The organism is Streptomyces sp. NPDC044044, assembly GCF_056434405.1.
This window is the reverse complement of sequence record NZ_JBWKFG010000004.1, coordinates 548,874-564,951: the sequence shown is the minus strand read 5'-3', so window position 1 is coordinate 564,951 and position 16,078 is coordinate 548,874. Positions and strand designations below refer to the sequence as shown.

The following is a 16,078-nucleotide window of genomic DNA, read 5'->3' as shown; positions in this document are numbered from 1 at the left end:
TGCGCAATGCGCGTGGCGTGCACGAGGGCGGGTTCGCTCTTCGGCCACGGGTCCGTCGTGGCTGGGCGCGCAGTTCCCCGCGCCCCTGACGGGGCGCTCCTCAGCTGTTCCGCCCCAGTGCGAACCACAGCTCCATCCGTACATCGGGGTCGTCCAAGTCCGCGCCCAGGAGCGTCGCGCACCGGGTGACGCGCTGCCGGACCGTGTTGCGGTGCACCCCCAGCGCCGTTGCCGTGCGGTCCCAACTGCCGTGCAGGGAGAGCCAGGTGCGCAGGGTCTCCGTGAGCGCCTCGCTGCCGCCGAGCGGGGCGAGCAGCACGCGCGCGTGGGCGGCGGCCTCGGCGGGCGCGACCAGAGCGGCGATGCCCGCCTCGCGGTGCCGGACGAGCGGCGCCCGGGTGGCCTCGGCGCGGCGCAGGGCGCGGTCCGCCTGGGCGTCGGCGGCCGGCAGGTCGCCGGGGGACGCGGGGGCGGAGACGCCGAGGGTCCAGCCGGGCTGCCCGGTGAGCTCGCGGTCGGCCGGGAGCAGGAGGCGCACGAGGTCCTGCCCGGCGTCCGCGTCGGCCAGGCCGCTGCCCAGTGCGGCCGCGAGCGCGGAGGCGGCGACCGCATGGGCCACCGGGTCGTCACCGGCATCCCCGCGCGCGTGCACCACGGTCCACTCCTCGGCCCCCAGGAGCGGCGCGACATCGCCCACCGCCGAGCCCAGGAGCAGCCGCACGAGCGCCGCCGACCGCACGGAGTCGGCGGCGCCCTGGTGCTTGCCGGTCAGGAGCGAGAGGAGGACGACGGCGACCCCGGTGATGGTGTGGTCCCCGGGCTCGCGCTGCTCGGCGGCGACCCCGAGTGCGAACCCCTGGCCGCCGCCGAGCGCGTACGCGGCCAGGTGGGCGCCGCCCACGGAGTCGGTGGCCGATGCGGGGGCGGGGCCGGGCCGTCCCGAAGGGCGTACGACTTCGGAGAGGTCGTGCACCGCCTGCCGCACCCCCGACCCCGGAGCCGTCCCCGCCGTGTGGAGCACCGCGCCGTCCGGTGCGTAGAGCGCCGCCCAGCCGCCCAGGCGCGCCGCGAGCTGGCGAAGGACCGCGGGCACCGGGTCCGGGCGTGCGGCGGCCGTGGCAAGGCCCTGCTGGGCCTCCGTCACGCGGCGCAGCTCCGCGTGCCTGGCCTCGGCCACCAGCTGCCACACCGCGCGGGCGACCCCGCTGAACGTCGTGCGCGGCGGCACCTCAAGGAGCGGAAGCCCGTAGTGGTCGCAGGCCGTCACCAGGGCGCGCGGCACCGTGTCGTGCACGGGCGCGACTCCGAAGCCGAGGGCCGAGCCGCCCGCCTCGACGATCCGCGCCACGTAGTCGTCGAGGTAGACGCCCGCGCCCACGGGATCCGTGATGTGCACACCCGCCGTCAGCAGGAGCTCGCCGCCCAGGAGGTACGGATAGGGGTCCGCCATCTCCGAGGTGTGCACCCACTGGACGGCGGCCCCGCTCTCCCCGGCGTCGGGGCCCGCGATCTGGCGCAGGCCCAGATCCTCCCGGGCCAGGAGCGCGGTGAGCGGAACCGGCGGGGTGGGGGGCGGCGCGGAGGGGACTGACGGGGTGGCGGGGTCCGGCACGGTGGATGTTCCATCCATATCGATCACGGGAAGTGGATGAAACGTACACTTCAGCGTTGCTTTCCGGCCACCTAAGGTCGTGCCGACCCCAGGCCGCGGGTACGGGCGGATGTCCCCGCGGCTGGTTGCCACCCCCCCCACCCCCATCTGCACGACACGCCACCGAGGTGCGCGAAGGAGGGCCCTATGGCCGTCGACTACACAGTGATCGTCGTCTATCTCGCCGGCATGCTCGCCATGGGCTGGTGGGGCATGCGCCGCGCCAAGTCCAAGAGCGAGTTCCTGGTCGCGGGACGCCGCCTCGGACCGTGGATGTACTCCGGGACCATGGCCGCCATCGTCCTCGGCGGCGCGTCCACCATCGGCGGCGTCGGCCTCGGCTACCAGTACGGGCTCTCCGGTGCCTGGATGGTCTTCACGATCGGCCTCGGCCTGCTCGCCCTGAGCGTCTTCTTCTCGGCGCGCATCGCCCGCCTGAAGGTCTACACGGTCTCCGAGATGCTCGACCTCCGCTACGGCGGGCGCGCGGGCGTCATCTCCGGAGTCGTCATGTGGGCGTACACGCTGATGCTCGCGGTCACGTCGACCATCGCGTACGCCACGATCTTCGACGTCATCTTCGACATGAACCGCACCCTGGCGATCATCCTCGGCGGCTCGATCGTCGTCGCGTACTCGACGCTCGGCGGCATGTGGTCCATCACGCTCACCGACATGGTGCAGTTCGTGGTGAAGACCATCGGCGTGCTGCTCCTGCTGCTGCCCATCGCGGTCGTCAAGGCAGGTGGCTTCAGCGAGATGAAGGCCAAGCTGCCCACCGAGTACTTCGACCCGCTGGGCATCGGCGGCGAGACGATCTTCACGTACGTCCTGATCTATACGTTCGGCATGCTCATCGGGCAGGACATCTGGCAGCGCGTCTTCACCGCGCGCAGCGACAAGGTCGCCCGCTACGGCGGCACCGTCGCCGGTACGTACTGCCTGGTCTACGCGCTCGCGGGCGCCGTCATCGGTACGGCCGCCAAGGTCATGTACCCGAAGCTGCCGAGCGCCGACGCGGCCTTCGCGACCATGGTCAAGGACGAACTGCCCATGGGCGTACGGGGCCTCGTGCTCGCCGCGGCGCTCGCCGCCGTGATGTCCACGTCCTCCGGGGCACTCATCGCCTGCGCGACCGTCGCCAACAACGACATCTGGTCGCGGCTGCGCGGCGCCGTCACGCCGAAGGCGGAGGGCGAGGCGCACGACGAGGTGAAGGGCAACCGCCTCTTCATCCTGATCATGGGCATCGGGGTCGTCTGCATCGCCATCGCCCTCAACGACGTGGTCCAGGCGCTCACCGTCGCCTACAACCTCCTCGTTGCCGGGCTCCTCGTGCCGATCCTCGGCGGGCTCCTGTGGAAGCGCGGCACCGCCGAGGGCGCGCTCGCGGCCATCGTCGCCGGTGGTCTCTCCGTCATCGGGCTCATGTGGGGGTACGGAATCCTCGCCAACGAGCCCATCTACTACGGCCTGCTGATCTCCCTCGGCGTGTACGTCGTCGTCTCCCTCGCCACGAAGCCGACCGACGCGACGATCCTCGCGGCCTGGCGCGAGCGGCTCGCGGGCCGGGGGTCCGAGGAGGCGGAGCCGCAGGCTCCGGCCGTCGTCTAGTTTCTCCGCGCGGCCCACTGTCGGTGGGCCGCGCGACACTTGTCCCAGCAGCAACGCAGCACTCGTACCAGCAGGAGGAAACCGACCATGAGCAGCGCCGAGACCCCGACCCCCCGCGGCCCGGTCGATTCCTCCCGCGTCCCGCGGTACGCGGGCCCGGCGACCTACGCCCGGCTGCCCCGCCTCGACGAGGTGGGCGGCAAGACGGACATCGCCGTGGTCGGCGTGCCCTTCGACACCGGTGTCTCGTACCGCCCCGGCGCCCGCTTCGGCGGCAACGCGATCCGTGAGGCCTCGCGGCTGCTCCGTCCGTACAACCCCGCGCAGGACGCCTCTCCCTTCGCGCTCGCCCAGGTCGCGGACGCCGGTGACATAGCCGCCAACCCGTTCAACATCAACGAAGCGGTGGAGACGATCGAGGCCGCCGCGGACGACCTCCTCGGCTCCGGCGCCCGCATGATGACGCTCGGCGGCGACCACACCATCGCCCTGCCGCTGCTCCGCTCGGTCGCCAAGAAGCACGGCCCGGTCGCCCTGCTGCACTTCGACGCGCACCTGGACACCTGGGACACGTACTTCGGCGCCGAGTACACCCACGGCACGCCGTTCCGCCGGGCCGTCGAGGAGGGCATCCTCGACACCGAGGCGCTCTCCCACGTCGGCACGCGCGGCCCGCTGTACGGCAAGCAGGACCTGACCGACGACGAGAAGATGGGCTTCGGCATCGTCACATCGGCGGACATCTACCGCCGCGGCGCCGACGAGGTCGCCGACCAGCTGCGCCAGCGCATCGGCGACCGCCCGCTGTACATCTCCATCGACATCGACTGCCTGGACCCGGCCCACGCGCCCGGCACCGGCACCCCGGAGGCGGGCGGCATGACGTCGCGCGAGCTCCTGGAGATCCTGCGGGGGCTCTCCTCCTGCAACCTCGTCTCGGCCGACGTCGTCGAGGTCGCCCCCGCGTACGACCACGCGGAGATCACCGCGGTCGCCGCCTCGCACACCGCGTACGAGCTGACGACGATCATGTCCCGCCAGATCGCGGAGGCCCGCCGGACCACCGAGGGGAGCGCGGCCAAGTGACGCACGACCACGACGTAGTCCTGCGGCCCACGGACGCGCAGACGTCCGCGGCCCTGAACCCGCCCGCCGGGCGCAACGGCGGCGACCTCGTCGTCGAGACCCTCCAGGGCCTCGGCGCGACGACGGTCTTCGGCCTCCCCGGCCAGCACGCGCTCGGCATGTTCGACGCCCTGCGGCGCTCTTCCCTGTCGTACGTGGGGATGCGCGTCGAGAACAACACGGGCTTCGCGGCGGACGCGTACGGCCGGATCACCGGCGAGGTGGCCCCGCTGCTCCTGTCCACCGGGCCCGGCGCGCTGACCTCGCTCGCCGCGCTCCAGGAGGCGGCGGCCGGTTCCTCGCCCGTGCTCGCGATCGGCAGCCAGATCCCGGTGGCGGGACTCGGCGGCGGCCGGCACGGCTACCTCCACGAGCTGCGCGACCAGCAGGCGTCCTTCCGCGACATCGTGAAGTCCGTCCACACGGTGCGCACGGCCTCGCAGATCCCCTCCGCGATCGCGGCGGCCTGGGAGTCGGCGCTCACCGCGCCGCACGGCCCGGTCTGGGTGGAGATCCCGCAGGACGTGCTGCTCGCGGAGACGACCCTGCCCGTCGTCACGGCCATGGACGCGACCCCGGACGAGGTCGTCCCGCGCCCCGAGCTGACCGCGGTGGCGGCCGACCTGCTCATCCACGCCGAGCGCCCGGCGATCATCGCGGGCGGCGGAGTCGTGCGTTCGGATGCCTCCGGCAAGCTGCTCGCGCTCGCCGAGCTGGTGAACGCGCCCGTCGTCACGACCTTCGGCGGCAAGGGGGCCTTCCCCTGGGAGCACCCGCTGTCGCTCCAGTCGTGGCTGGAGGACCGGTACACCACGGACTTCCTGGAGGACGCGGACGTCCTTCTGGTGGTCGGCTCCGGCCTCGGCGAGCTCTCGTCGAACTACCACACGTTCAAGCCGCGTGGCCGGGTCGTCCAGATCGAGGCGGACGCCGGAAAGCTGGAGTCCAACCACCCGGCGCTCGGCATCCACGCGGACGCGCGGCTCGCGCTCTCCGCGCTCCTGGAGACGATCGACGCCCCGCGCGAGGACCCCTCGGCCCCCGAGCGGGTGCGGACGGTCCTGGCCAAGGTCAAGGACCGCATCGCCGCCCAGGAGCTCACCCTGGAGCAGCAGGTCCTCGCGTCGGTGCGCGACGCCCTGCCGGACGCGGCGCCGTCCTTCTGGGACATGACGATCCTCGCGTACTGGGCCTGGTCGGCCTTCGACGCGCGGCGCCCGAACACGATGCACTCCGCCCAGGGCGCGGGCGGCCTCGGTTACGGCTTCCCGGCCGCCATCGGAGCGGCTGCCGCCGATCCCTCGAAGCCGGTCCTCGCCGTCTCGGGCGACGGCGGCGCGATGTACTCGATCGCGGAGCTGGCGTCGGCCAAGCAGCACGACCTGCCGGTCACCTGGCTGATCGTGGACGACGGGGGCTACGGAATCCTCCGGGAGTACATGTCCGAGGCCTTCGGTGAGCCCACGGCGACGGAGCTCTCCCGGCCCGACTTCGTCGCGCTCGCGGAGTCCTTCGGCGTACCGGGCGTCCGGACGACCCCGGAGAACCTGAAGGACGACCTGGCGAAGGCGCTCGCGGCGCCGGGCCCCTCGGTGGTCGTGCTCCCGGCGGTGCTGCGGATGTTCGAGCCGACGCACCTCTGAGCCGGCGCTGGTTGCGCAAGGGTCCCGGTGTCACACGCTTTTCGCGCTGCGACACCGGGACCTCCTCGCGTCCGGAGGCCACGCGCTCATCACGGATCGGTCATCTGTTCCCTGTTCGTGCAACCTCGCGAGGTATCGGTGAGTCAAGAGGGGTGAGCGTGCCGGGGGGCGCGCTTGTACGGGCCCCGAGGGTCTTGTACGGACCCAAGGGGATGGGAAGACTCCATGACGCACCCGGTATCCGGGATATCCAGGCGTGCCCGCGTGCTCTCGGCGGGCCTCGCCGCCGGAGTGCTCGTGCCGCTCGGCACCGCAGCGACCGCCACGCCCGCCGTCGCCGCGGCGGCACCGCAGGTGACCTGCACCTCCGCGCAGGCCGGCCTGGCCGCCAAGCTGACGAAGGACATCACGGCGGCGCTGAAGAACCGCAAGGGCACGGTCGCGGTCGGCCTCCACGACCGCACCACCAAGACCACCTGCACCCTGCGCCCGACCACCTCGTTCGACTCGGCGAGCGTCGTCAAGACGACCGTCCTCGCGACGCTGCTGTGGGACGCGAAGAAGACCGACCGGAAGCTGTCGGCCCGTGAGTCGGACCTCGCGTACGCCATGATCACCAAGTCGGACAACGCGGCGACCAGCAAGCTCTGGAGCCAGCTCGGCACGGCCAAGGTGAAGGGCTTCCTCAGGGCAGCCAAGATGACCAAGACGGTGCCGGGATCCGGCGGCTACTGGGGCCTGACCCGGATCAACGCGGCCGACGAGCAGAAGCTCCTCGCCCTGATCACCGCCAAGAACTCCGTCCTGAGCGACAACGCGCGCGCCTACATCCTCAAGCTCATGGGCAAGGTCGTCTCCTCGCAGCGCTGGGGCACCCCGGCGGGCGCGCCGTCCGGCGTCAAGATCCACGTCAAGAACGGCTGGCTGCAGCGGTCGACGCACGGCTGGCGGGTGCACAGCATCGGCGCGTTCAAGGGCGGCGGCCACGACTACACGATCTCCGTGCTCACCCACGGCAACAGCACCATGAACTACGGCGTCGCCACCATCCAGGGCGTGGCCAAGGCGGTCCACAAGGACCTGACGCCCAGGACCGCCGCGTCCCAGCGCTACACCCCGACGGACACGCCGCGAGAGGCGTTCGTGGCGGTTCCCGGCAGCTGACGGGGTCCTAGGACCTCAGACCCCACTTTGTTGCGGCGGGATGAAATCCGCATCCCGCCGCGTTGGGCCTCTCGGCAGGTCAGGTCGACGGGTCGACGGGATGAGGCAGCACGTGGTGGAGCAACGGGGCGGGGTCGAGCCGGAGAAATCCGGTGGGGCCGAGGCGGAGAAATCCGGCTGGGCGAAACGGCTGACCGGGTACGCCTGGCGCTACCCCAAGGACGTCGTGCTCGCGCTCGGGGCCTCGCTCGGCGGCATGGCCGTCATGGCGCTCGTACCGCTCATCACCAAGGTGATCATCGACGACGTCATCGGGGACAAGACCCGGTCCATGGGGCCCTGGGTCGGCGCCCTCCTCGGCGCCGCCGTCCTCGTCTACGTCTTCACCTACATCCGCCGCTACTACGGCGGCCGCCTCGCCCTCGACGTCCAGCACGACCTGCGGACCGAGATGTACGGCACGATCACGAAGCTCGACGGCCGGCGGCAGGACGAGCTGTCCACCGGGCAGGTCGTCGGACGCGCCACCAGCGACCTCCAGCTCATCCAGGGCCTGCTCTTCATGCTGCCGATGACCATCGGCAACATCCTGCTCTTCGTCATGTCCCTCGTGATCATGGCGTGGCTCTCCATCCCGCTGACCCTCGTCGCGCTCGCCGTCGCCCCCGCCCTCTGGTTCATCGCCAAGCGCAGCCGGGGCCGCCTGCACCCCTCCACCTGGTACGCGCAGGCCCAGGCCGCCGCCGTCGCCGGAGTCGTGGACGGCTCCGTCTCCGGCGTACGCGTCGTGAAGGGCTTCGGCCAGGAGGAGCAGGAGACCGGGAAGATCCGGGAGGTCAGCCGCAAGCTCTTCGCGGGGCGCCTTCGGACCATCCGGCTCAACTCCAAGTACACGCCCGCCCTGCAGGCCGTGCCCGCGCTCGGGCAGGTCGCGATGCTCGCGCTCGGCGGCTGGCTCGCGGTGCGCGGGCAGATCACCCTCGGCACGTTCGTCGCCTTCTCCAGCTATCTCGCCCAGCTCGTCGGGCCCGTGCGCATGCTCGCCATGGTCCTCACCGTCGGCCAGCAGGCCCGCGCGGGCGCCGAGCGCGTCCTGGAGCTCATCGACACCGAGCCGACCCTGAAGGACGGCACGAAGGAGCTGCCCGCCGACGCCCCGGCCACCGTCGAGTTCGACGACGTCTCCTTCGCCTACGAGGACAGCCGCCCCGTCCTCGACGGGCTCTCCTTCGAGATCCGGCCCGGCGAGACCCTCGCCGTCGTCGGCACATCGGGCAGCGGCAAGTCCACCGTCTCGCTCCTGATGCCCCGCTTCTACGACGTGACGCACGGCGCCGTCCTCATCGGCGGCCACGACGTGCGCGAGCTGACCACCGACTCGCTGCGGGCCGCCATCGGGCTCGTACCCGAGGACTCCTTCCTCTTCTCCGACACCATCCGCGCCAACATCGCGTACGGAAAGCCGGACGCCACCCAGGAGGAGATCGAGACCGCGGCCCGCGCCGCCCAGGCCGACCGCTTCATAACCGAGCTGCCCGACGGGTACGACACCACCGTCGGCGAGCACGGACTCACCCTCTCCGGCGGCCAGCGCCAGCGCGTGGCCCTCGCCCGCGCCATCCTCACCGACCCCCGCCTGCTCGTCCTGGACGACGCGACATCCGCGGTGGACGCGCGCGTCGAGCACGAGATCCACGAGGCCCTGCGCGGCGTCATGGCGGGCCGCACGACCCTCCTCATCGCGCACCGCCGCTCCACCCTGAACCTCGCCGACCGCATCGCCGTGCTCGACGGCGGAAAGCTCGCCGCGATCGGCACGCACGAGGAGCTGACCGAGCGATCGGCGCTCTACCGGCGCCTGTTGACCGACCCCGACGAGCTCGGCGGCGTCTCGCCCGGCCACGCGGTCCCGGTCGAGTTCCCCGAGGACACCTCCCTGCGCGAGGAGCTCGACGCCGAGTTCGACGCCGAGCGCGGCATCACCCCGCAGCTCTGGGTCGGCGACCGCGAGCCCAAGGACACCGCGATGTCCGGGATGCCCGCGACACCCGAACTCCTCGCGCAGGTCGACGCGTTGCCCCCGGCCACCGACACCCCCGGCATCGACGAGGCGCGCGCGGTCAGCACGGAGGAGTCGTACGGGCTGCGCCGTTTGCTCGCCGGGTTCGGCAGGCCCCTGCTGCTCGCCCTGCTCCTCGTCGCCATCGACGCGGGCATGGGCCTGCTGCTTCCCGTGCTGATCCGGCACGGCATCGACGAGGGCGTCTCGCAGCTCGCGCTGGGCGCCGTGTGGGCGGCCTCCGGGCTCGCGCTGCTGACCGTGCTCATCCAGTGGACGGCGCAGATCGGCGAGACGCGGACGACCGGACGGACGGGCGAGCGGGTGCTCTACTCCCTCCGTCTGAAGATCTTCGCCCAGCTCCAGCGGCTCGGACTCGACTACTACGAGCGGGAGTTGACCGGGCGCATCATGACCCGGATGACCACGGACGTGGACGCGCTCTCCACCTTCCTGCAGACGGGTCTGGTCACCGCCTTCGTCTCCGTCGTCACCTTCTTCGGCATCATGGGCGCGCTCCTGGTCATCGACGTGCAGCTCGCCCTCGTCGTCTTCGCGACGCTGCCGCCGCTGATCATCGGCACGTTCTTCTTCCGCCGCTCCAGCGTCAAGGCGTACGAGCTGGCGCGTGAGCGCGTCTCGGTGGTCAACGCCGACCTCCAGGAGTCCGTCGCGGGCCTTCGCATCGTGCAGGCCTTCCGGCGCGAGCGCTCGGGCGGAAGGAAGTTCGCGCAGGCCAGCGCCGACTACCGCAGCGCCCGCATCCGCGGCCAGTGGCTGATCTCCATCTACTTCCCGTTCGTGCAGCTGCTCTCGGCGGTCGCGGCGGCCGCGGTCCTGATGGTCGGCGCGGGACGCGTGGAGGCGGGGACGCTGACGACCGGCGCCCTGGTCGCCTACCTCCTCTACATCGACCTGTTCTTCGCGCCCGTCCAGCAGCTCTCCCAGGTCTTCGACGGATACCAGCAGGCCACCGTCTCGCTGGGCCGCATCCAGGAACTGCTCCAGGAGCCGACCTCGACCAAGGCCGCGGACGAGCCGCTCGACGTCCTGTCCCTGCGCGGGGAGATCGCCTTCGAGGACGTGGACTTCGCGTACGGCTCCGACGACGAACCGGAGGAAGCCCTCAGCGGGGTGCGCCTGCACATCCCGGAGGGCCAGACCGTCGCCTTCGTCGGCGAGACCGGCGCGGGCAAGTCGACGCTGGTCAAGCTCGTCGCCCGGTTCTACGACCCGACCGGTGGCCGCGTGACGGTGGACGGCACGGACCTGCGGTCCCTGGACCTCACCTCCTACCGCCACCGCCTCGGCGTCGTCCCGCAGGAGGCCTACCTCTTCGCGGGCACCGTGCGCGACGCGATCGCCTACGGGCGGCCCGACTCCACGGACGCCCAGGTGGAGGCCGCGGCCCGCGCGGTCGGCGCGCACGACATGATCGCCACCCTGGACGGCGGCTACCTCCACGAGGTCGCCGAGCGCGGCCGCAACCTCTCCGCCGGGCAGCGCCAGCTGATCGCCCTGGCCCGCGCGGAGCTCGTCGACCCGGACATCCTGCTCCTCGACGAGGCCACCGCTGCCCTCGACCTCGCCACGGAGGCGCAGGTCAACCAGGCCACCGACCGTATCGCGGGCAAGCGCACCACGCTGGTGGTCGCCCACCGCCTGACCACGGCGGCCCGCGCGGACCGCGTGATCCTGATGGACCACGGCCGGGTCGCGGAGGACGGCACGCACGAGGAGCTGCTCGCCCTCGACGGGCGGTACGCGACGCTGTGGCGGACGTTCGTGGGGGAGGCCGAGCCGTCGGCCGCGTAGCCGCGGAACGAATCCGTCGGGTCGCGCAACCGGACACACCGCGGTCCGCGTCCGTACATCAGTACGCTGATGCGGAAGTGTCGGGAGGGGAAACTGGTGAGCAGTGGTCGGATACGGCGGAGCCTTGCGCTCGGTGCCGTCGTCCTTGCGGCAGCCGTCCTGCTCGGTGTCGCGGGCGCCGGCGCGGCGCAGGCGCAGGCGTCGGCCGGACGATGCGCCGGGCACAAGGTGCGCACCCTCTCCTTCAGCACGGGCAAGGTCGTCATCTACAAGCAGCGCGGCTTCGTCTGCGCCGTCACCATCGCCAAGCGCCCCGGCGCCCGCAAGACGATGCTGGTGAGCGTCCAGGCCCGCGGCAACCGCCCGGCCAGGGACAAGGGCAGCTACACGCATCACGCGGGCCCGGTGACGGTGCACGCGGGGCATCGGTGTGTGTGGGTGAAGGGGAAGGTCGGCGGGGGGAGCGTCAGCTCCGGCTGGATCCTGTGCTGAGCGCGATCCGGGTCCTGCGCCGAGAGTGATCCGGGTCCCGCGCCGAGAGCGATCCGGGTCCCGTGCTGAGAGTGATGTCGCCTTTGTGACGTACTGCGTCCTGGTGTGACGCAAGAGCCCCTAGTAGTGAGCGAGTTGCTCCGATAAGTTCCGGCGGACGCAACCGCGAACTTAGGGGAGAGTGCATGCGCAAGGCGCTCAGATGGCTGCTGTCGCTTGTGGTGCTGATAGGCACCGCGGGGACAGTGGGCACGGCAGGGGCGGCCACCGCCGCCGAGCCGCGGGCCATCGACACACAGGCCACGGACATCAAGGACCGGCTCCTCGCGATACCGGGCATGAGCCTGATCGAGGAGAAGCCGTACACCGGCTACCGCTACTTCGTCCTCAACTACACCCAGCCGATTGACCACCGGCACCCCTCCAAGGGCACCTTCAAGCAGCGCCTGACGGTCCTGCACAAGGACACCGCCCGCCCCACGGCCTTCTTCACCAGCGGCTACGGCGTCTCGACGAATCCCAGCCGCAGCGAGCCGACGCGGATCATCGACGGCAACCAGATCTCGCTGGAGTACCGCTACTTCACGCCGTCCCGCCCCCAGCCCGCCGACTGGTCCAAGCTGGACATCTGGCAGGCCGCGAGCGACCAGCACCGCATCTTCAAGGCGCTCAAGCCCATCTACGACAAGAAGTGGGTGGCGACCGGCGGCTCGAAGGGCGGCATGACCGCCACGTACTACGAGCGCTTCTACCCCCGTGACATGGACGGCGTCGTCGCGTACGTCGCCCCGAACGACGTGGTGAACAAGGAGGACTCGCGCTACGACGAGTTCTTCGAGACGGTCGGCACCAAGGAGTGCCGGGCCAAGCTGGAGGCCGTGCAGCGCGAGGCGCTCGTGCGCCGCGAGCCGCTGGAGAAGAAGTACGCCGCGTTCGCCGAGGCCGGCAACTACACCTTCAAGACGGTCGGGAACCTGGACAAGGCGTACGAGGCCGTCGTCCTCGACCTGGTGTGGGGCTTCTGGCAGTACCAGCCGGAGTCCGCGTGCGCGGATGTCCCCGACGCATCGACCGCATCGGACCAGGTGATCTTCGACTACGTCGACGCGGTGGGCGGCTGGACCTCCTACACGGACCAGGGCCTGACCCCGTACACGCCGTACTACTACCAGGCCGGTACGCAGCTGGGCTCGCCCGACATCAAGCAGCCCTGGCTCGGCGACCTGAGCCGCTACGGCTACCAGCCGCCGCGGAACTTCGTGCCGCGTGACATCCCGATGAAGTTCCAGTCGGGCGCCATGAAGGACGTGGACCGCTGGGTGCGGCACAACGCGCAGCGGATGATGTACGTCTACGGCGAGAACGACCCGTGGGGCGCGGAGCCGTTCCGCCCCGCCAAGGGCGCGAAGCACGACTCCCACGTCTTCACCGCGCCGGGCGCCAACCACGGCGCGAACGTGGCCGGCCTCGTCCCGGCGGACAAGGCGAAGGCGACGGAGCGGATCCAGGCGTGGGCCGGGGTCTCCACACCGGCCGCCGCGAAGCCGCTCGCCCCGTACGACGCGAAGCTGGACCGCAAGGACCAGCAGAAGGAGCTGACTCTGCGCCCGTAGTGATCGCACCGTCGATCACCGGCTCCGCCGAGTTCGTCCTCGGACGCCGGACGGGCTGGATACTCGGCCCGTCCGGCGTTCGTGACCGCTCACACCCGCACCGCGCACCCCACCGGCTTCCCGCCCCCCAGCGACACATAGAGCTCCGTCGCCGCGGGGCACAGGGCCCGCTCCGGGACGGCCACCGTCACGCGGTACTCCGGGGGCTTCGGCCCGGACCCGTCGCACGCGGTCTCCCGGACCTGCCCCTCCCGGGCGCTGTAGACGCAGTCACCCACCACGGTCCGAGGCCCGCCCCCGCCCCCGGGATCCCCGGGATGCGGCTCCTCCAGGTTCCGCATGCAGGCGTAGCCCCGTGGAACCTTCCCGTTCCCGTCCTCGTCCACCGACGGCCTGTCCTCGCTGATGTGGAGCACGAAGTCCGTGCGGGCGGGGCACGCAGGGCCCTCCGCGACCTTGCCGTCGTAGCGGGCGATGACCCGCGCCGCCGCCCGCTCACTCGTGCACGGCACCTCCGTGAACGTCTCGCGCCCCCGCGAACTGCACTCGTCCACGGCGAGGAAGACGGCCCCGTGTCCGGACGACACCGACGAGGACGGCTGCCGCCCCGACGCATCCGATCCCGGGTCCGAGGACTTCTGACAGCCGGTCACGCCGGCGAACACCACCAGCAGCGCCCCCGCGCACCTCAAGCCAAGCATGGCAAGCATGGCGATCCCCCCGACCTGTGCACCCAGCGTGACCCGCGCGGGCGGGCGCACGCCAGGTGCATGGGGTGCTTTGGGTCAGGTGGAGGTGGCGCGCCGGTGGCGCTGCGTACGGATCAGTACGTCAGGCCGTACCCGACCGGATACAGCACCTGCCCCGGATCATCCGCCCGCTGCACCGGCACGGGCAGCTTCCCCCGCGGCTCGACGCGCCCCGCCACCACCCGTACCGCGGCGCGCAGTTCGACGTCCGTCCAGCAGTACGCGGCCAGCGAAGCGCCCACGGACGGCAGCCGCGCCACGTCGTACGGATTGCGGATCGCCACGGCGACGACCGGGACGCCCGTCGCCACCAGCGCCTCCACCAGCGCGATCTGTGCGCTCCCCGCCCCCACGTTGTACGTGCCCACGAGCACGGCGTCCTTGCCCGCGGCCGCCGCCACCGCCTCGGCGATCTTCGCGGCGGAGGGGGCCGTGCCCGTCGGAAGGACCGTCGGCGAGAAGCCGAGCTCCGTCAGCTCGCGCCCGAGCACGGTGGTCGGCGGACCCGTCGTCCCCGAGGGCGACGCCGGGTCCGCGCCCACCACGAGCACCTTCCGCCGCGTGCGCCGCGACAGCGGGAGCAGACCGTCCTTGTTGAGCAGCAGCGTCGTCGTCTCGTCGGCGATCCGGTCAGCGGCGGAGAGATGCGCGCGCGTGCCGACCGCACGGTCGACGCCGCGCGAGGAGACGTACGGGTCGGAGAACAGGTCGAGTTTCGACTTCAGGCGCAGGACGCGCAGGATCGATTCATCGAGGCGTTCCTCGGTCAACTCGCCCTCGCGCACCGCCTGGAGCACCGCGTTCCAGGCGATCTCCGGCTTCGGCGGGTTCAGGAGCTGGTCGACGCCCGCCTTCAGGGCGAGCACCGGCACGCGGTCGTCGCCGTACTTCGTGCGGACGCCCTGCATGCCGAGCGAGTCCGTCACCACGACGCCGTCGTAGCCCAGTTCCTCGCGCAGGATGCCGGTGAGGATGGGGCGCGAGAGCGTGGCCGGGTCCTCGGCCGGGTCCAGGGCGGGGACCACGATGTGCGCGGTCATGATCGAGTCGATGCCCGCTTCCACCGCGGCCCGGAACGGCGGGGCGTCCAGCGTCTCCCACTGCTCACGGGTGTGGTGGATGTACGGCAGCTTCGAGTGGCTGTCGTCCTTGGTGTCGCCGTGCCCGGGGAAGTGCTTGGACGTCGACGCGATGTCCGCGCCCTGGTAGCCCTTGACCTGGGCCGCGACCAGACCGGCGACCGCTTCGGGGTCCGAGCCGAAGGAGCGTACGGCGATGACGGGGTTGGCGGGATTGACGTTCACGTCGGCGACCGGCGCGTAGTTCTGCCGGATGCCGAGCGCGCGGAGCTCGGTGCCCGCAATGCGGGCCGCCTTGCGCGCGGTGGAGCGCGAGCCCGCGGCGCCCAGGGCCATCGCGCCGGGCAGGAGCGTGGCGGGGATGCCCACGCGGGCCACGGCGCCGTGCTCCTGGTCGGTGGAGATGAGCAGCGGGATGCGGGCGGTGGGGGACTGCTCCGGGGCGTCGGGGGTGAGGGCCGCGCGCTGGATGCCGTTCGAGAGGGCGGCGATCTGGTGCGGGTCACGGGTGTTGTGGGCCCAGCCGAAGTAGATGATGCCGCCGAGGTGGTACTTGGCGACCGCCTCCGCGGCGGTGCGGACGCCGAGCTCCTTGAGGTTGGAGTCGATGTCCGCCTGGTCGGGCTCCGTGGCGGAGTGGCCGTACACATGCATCACGAAGAGCTGGCCGACCTTCTCCTCAAGGCTCATGCGGGAGATGAGCTCCCGCAGCTTCCGGTCACGGCCTCGGTCGCCGCTGCCCGCCGCATGGGCGGCGGAGGGCGCGGCAAGAGCCGTCGCGGCGACGGCCGTGGCGGTGAGCAGAGTGCGTCTGGAGGCGTTGCGGTGGGACATGTGCGCTCCTTCGGGGACGTCCTTCGGGGGACGGAAGCCGGACCGGGTGCCGGGCTGGGAAAACCGGCTGAAGGAAACTTTCCGAGAGTCACGGATATCCCGAAGATTTCTGCCGGTCAAGGGCGTCGGCAGCCGAAGTCGGCAGTCACTGTGCAGGAGAGGGGCCGTCACCGGCGCTGTTGAAGGGGGCGCACCGGTGACGGCATGCTGCCGGCCGCGGGCGGCAGAGAGGGTGGTCAG

Annotated in this window: 10 protein-coding genes; 7 read left to right on the top strand and 3 right to left on the bottom strand. The window is 71.6% G+C overall.

Annotated features, from left to right (window positions below; translation table 11 throughout):
- Positions 1-100: 100 nt before the first annotated feature.
- Positions 101-1,630: a PucR family transcriptional regulator gene (locus AC07AG_RS18135; RefSeq protein ID WP_478756057.1), complete on the bottom strand. Its 1,530-nt coding sequence runs from the start codon at positions 1,628-1,630 to the stop codon at positions 101-103.
- Positions 1,631-1,798: 168 nt separating this feature from the next.
- On the opposite strand from AC07AG_RS18135, the gene AC07AG_RS18130 reads away from it, so the two are divergent.
- From AC07AG_RS18130 to AC07AG_RS18100, 7 genes are all read left to right on the top strand, one after another.
- Complete coding sequence (locus tag AC07AG_RS18130; RefSeq protein ID WP_478756056.1) at positions 1,799-3,265, top strand: sodium:solute symporter family protein; 1,467 nt, start codon at positions 1,799-1,801, stop codon at positions 3,263-3,265.
- Between the two features lie 87 nt (positions 3,266-3,352).
- Positions 3,353-4,351, top strand: a complete 999-nt coding sequence (gene speB / locus AC07AG_RS18125) for an agmatinase (protein ID WP_249589806.1) — start codon at positions 3,353-3,355, stop codon at positions 4,349-4,351.
- On the top strand, positions 4,348-6,033 hold the full coding sequence (locus tag AC07AG_RS18120; RefSeq protein ID WP_478756055.1) for a thiamine pyrophosphate-binding protein: 1,686 nt from the start codon (positions 4,348-4,350) through the stop codon (positions 6,031-6,033). The genes speB and AC07AG_RS18120 overlap by 4 nt, the downstream gene beginning before the upstream one ends.
- 225 nt (positions 6,034-6,258) lie before the next feature.
- Positions 6,259-7,197 carry a serine hydrolase gene (locus AC07AG_RS18115; protein WP_478756054.1) on the top strand — a complete coding sequence of 313 codons (939 nt, stop codon included), beginning with the start codon at positions 6,259-6,261 and terminating at the stop codon, positions 7,195-7,197.
- A 100-nt stretch (positions 7,198-7,297) separates the two neighbouring features.
- Entirely contained in the window at positions 7,298-11,071 is a 3,774-nt protein-coding gene (locus AC07AG_RS18110) for an ABC transporter ATP-binding protein (RefSeq protein ID WP_478756053.1), read from the top strand.
- Positions 11,072-11,167: 96 nt separating this feature from the next.
- Positions 11,168-11,563, top strand: a complete 396-nt coding sequence (locus AC07AG_RS18105; RefSeq protein ID WP_478756052.1) for a hypothetical protein — start codon at positions 11,168-11,170, stop codon at positions 11,561-11,563.
- A 185-nt stretch (positions 11,564-11,748) separates the two neighbouring features.
- Positions 11,749-13,176, top strand: a complete 1,428-nt coding sequence (locus tag AC07AG_RS18100; RefSeq protein WP_478756051.1) for a S28 family serine protease — start codon at positions 11,749-11,751, stop codon at positions 13,174-13,176.
- An 89-nt stretch (positions 13,177-13,265) separates the two neighbouring features.
- On the opposite strand, the gene AC07AG_RS18095 is transcribed toward AC07AG_RS18100, so the two are convergent.
- A complete protein-coding gene (locus AC07AG_RS18095) occupies positions 13,266-13,877 on the bottom strand; it encodes a hypothetical protein (protein WP_478756050.1) in 612 nt (203 codons plus the stop codon).
- A gap of 122 nt (positions 13,878-13,999) precedes the next feature.
- Complete coding sequence (locus AC07AG_RS18090; protein WP_478756049.1) at positions 14,000-15,838, bottom strand: glycoside hydrolase family 3 protein; 1,839 nt, start codon at positions 15,836-15,838, stop codon at positions 14,000-14,002.
- Positions 15,839-16,078: the final 240 nt, after the last annotated feature.

Bases quoted from the DNA above. Each gene is read 5' to 3' on its own strand.
- AC07AG_RS18135 (WP_478756057.1), bottom strand. From the start codon at position 1,630: ATGGATGGAACATCCACCGTGCCGGACCCCGCCACCCCGTCAGTCCCC.
- AC07AG_RS18130 (WP_478756056.1), top strand. From the start codon at position 1,799: ATGGCCGTCGACTACACAGTGATCGTCGTCTATCTCGCCGGCATGCTC.
- speB (WP_249589806.1), top strand. From the start codon at position 3,353: ATGAGCAGCGCCGAGACCCCGACCCCCCGCGGCCCGGTCGATTCCTCC.
- AC07AG_RS18115 (WP_478756054.1), top strand. From the start codon at position 6,259: ATGACGCACCCGGTATCCGGGATATCCAGGCGTGCCCGCGTGCTCTCG.
- AC07AG_RS18110 (WP_478756053.1), top strand. From the start codon at position 7,298: ATGAGGCAGCACGTGGTGGAGCAACGGGGCGGGGTCGAGCCGGAGAAA.
- AC07AG_RS18100 (WP_478756051.1), top strand. From the start codon at position 11,749: ATGCGCAAGGCGCTCAGATGGCTGCTGTCGCTTGTGGTGCTGATAGGC.
- AC07AG_RS18095 (WP_478756050.1), bottom strand. From the start codon at position 13,877: ATGCTTGGCTTGAGGTGCGCGGGGGCGCTGCTGGTGGTGTTCGCCGGC.
- AC07AG_RS18090 (WP_478756049.1), bottom strand. From the start codon at position 15,838: ATGTCCCACCGCAACGCCTCCAGACGCACTCTGCTCACCGCCACGGCC.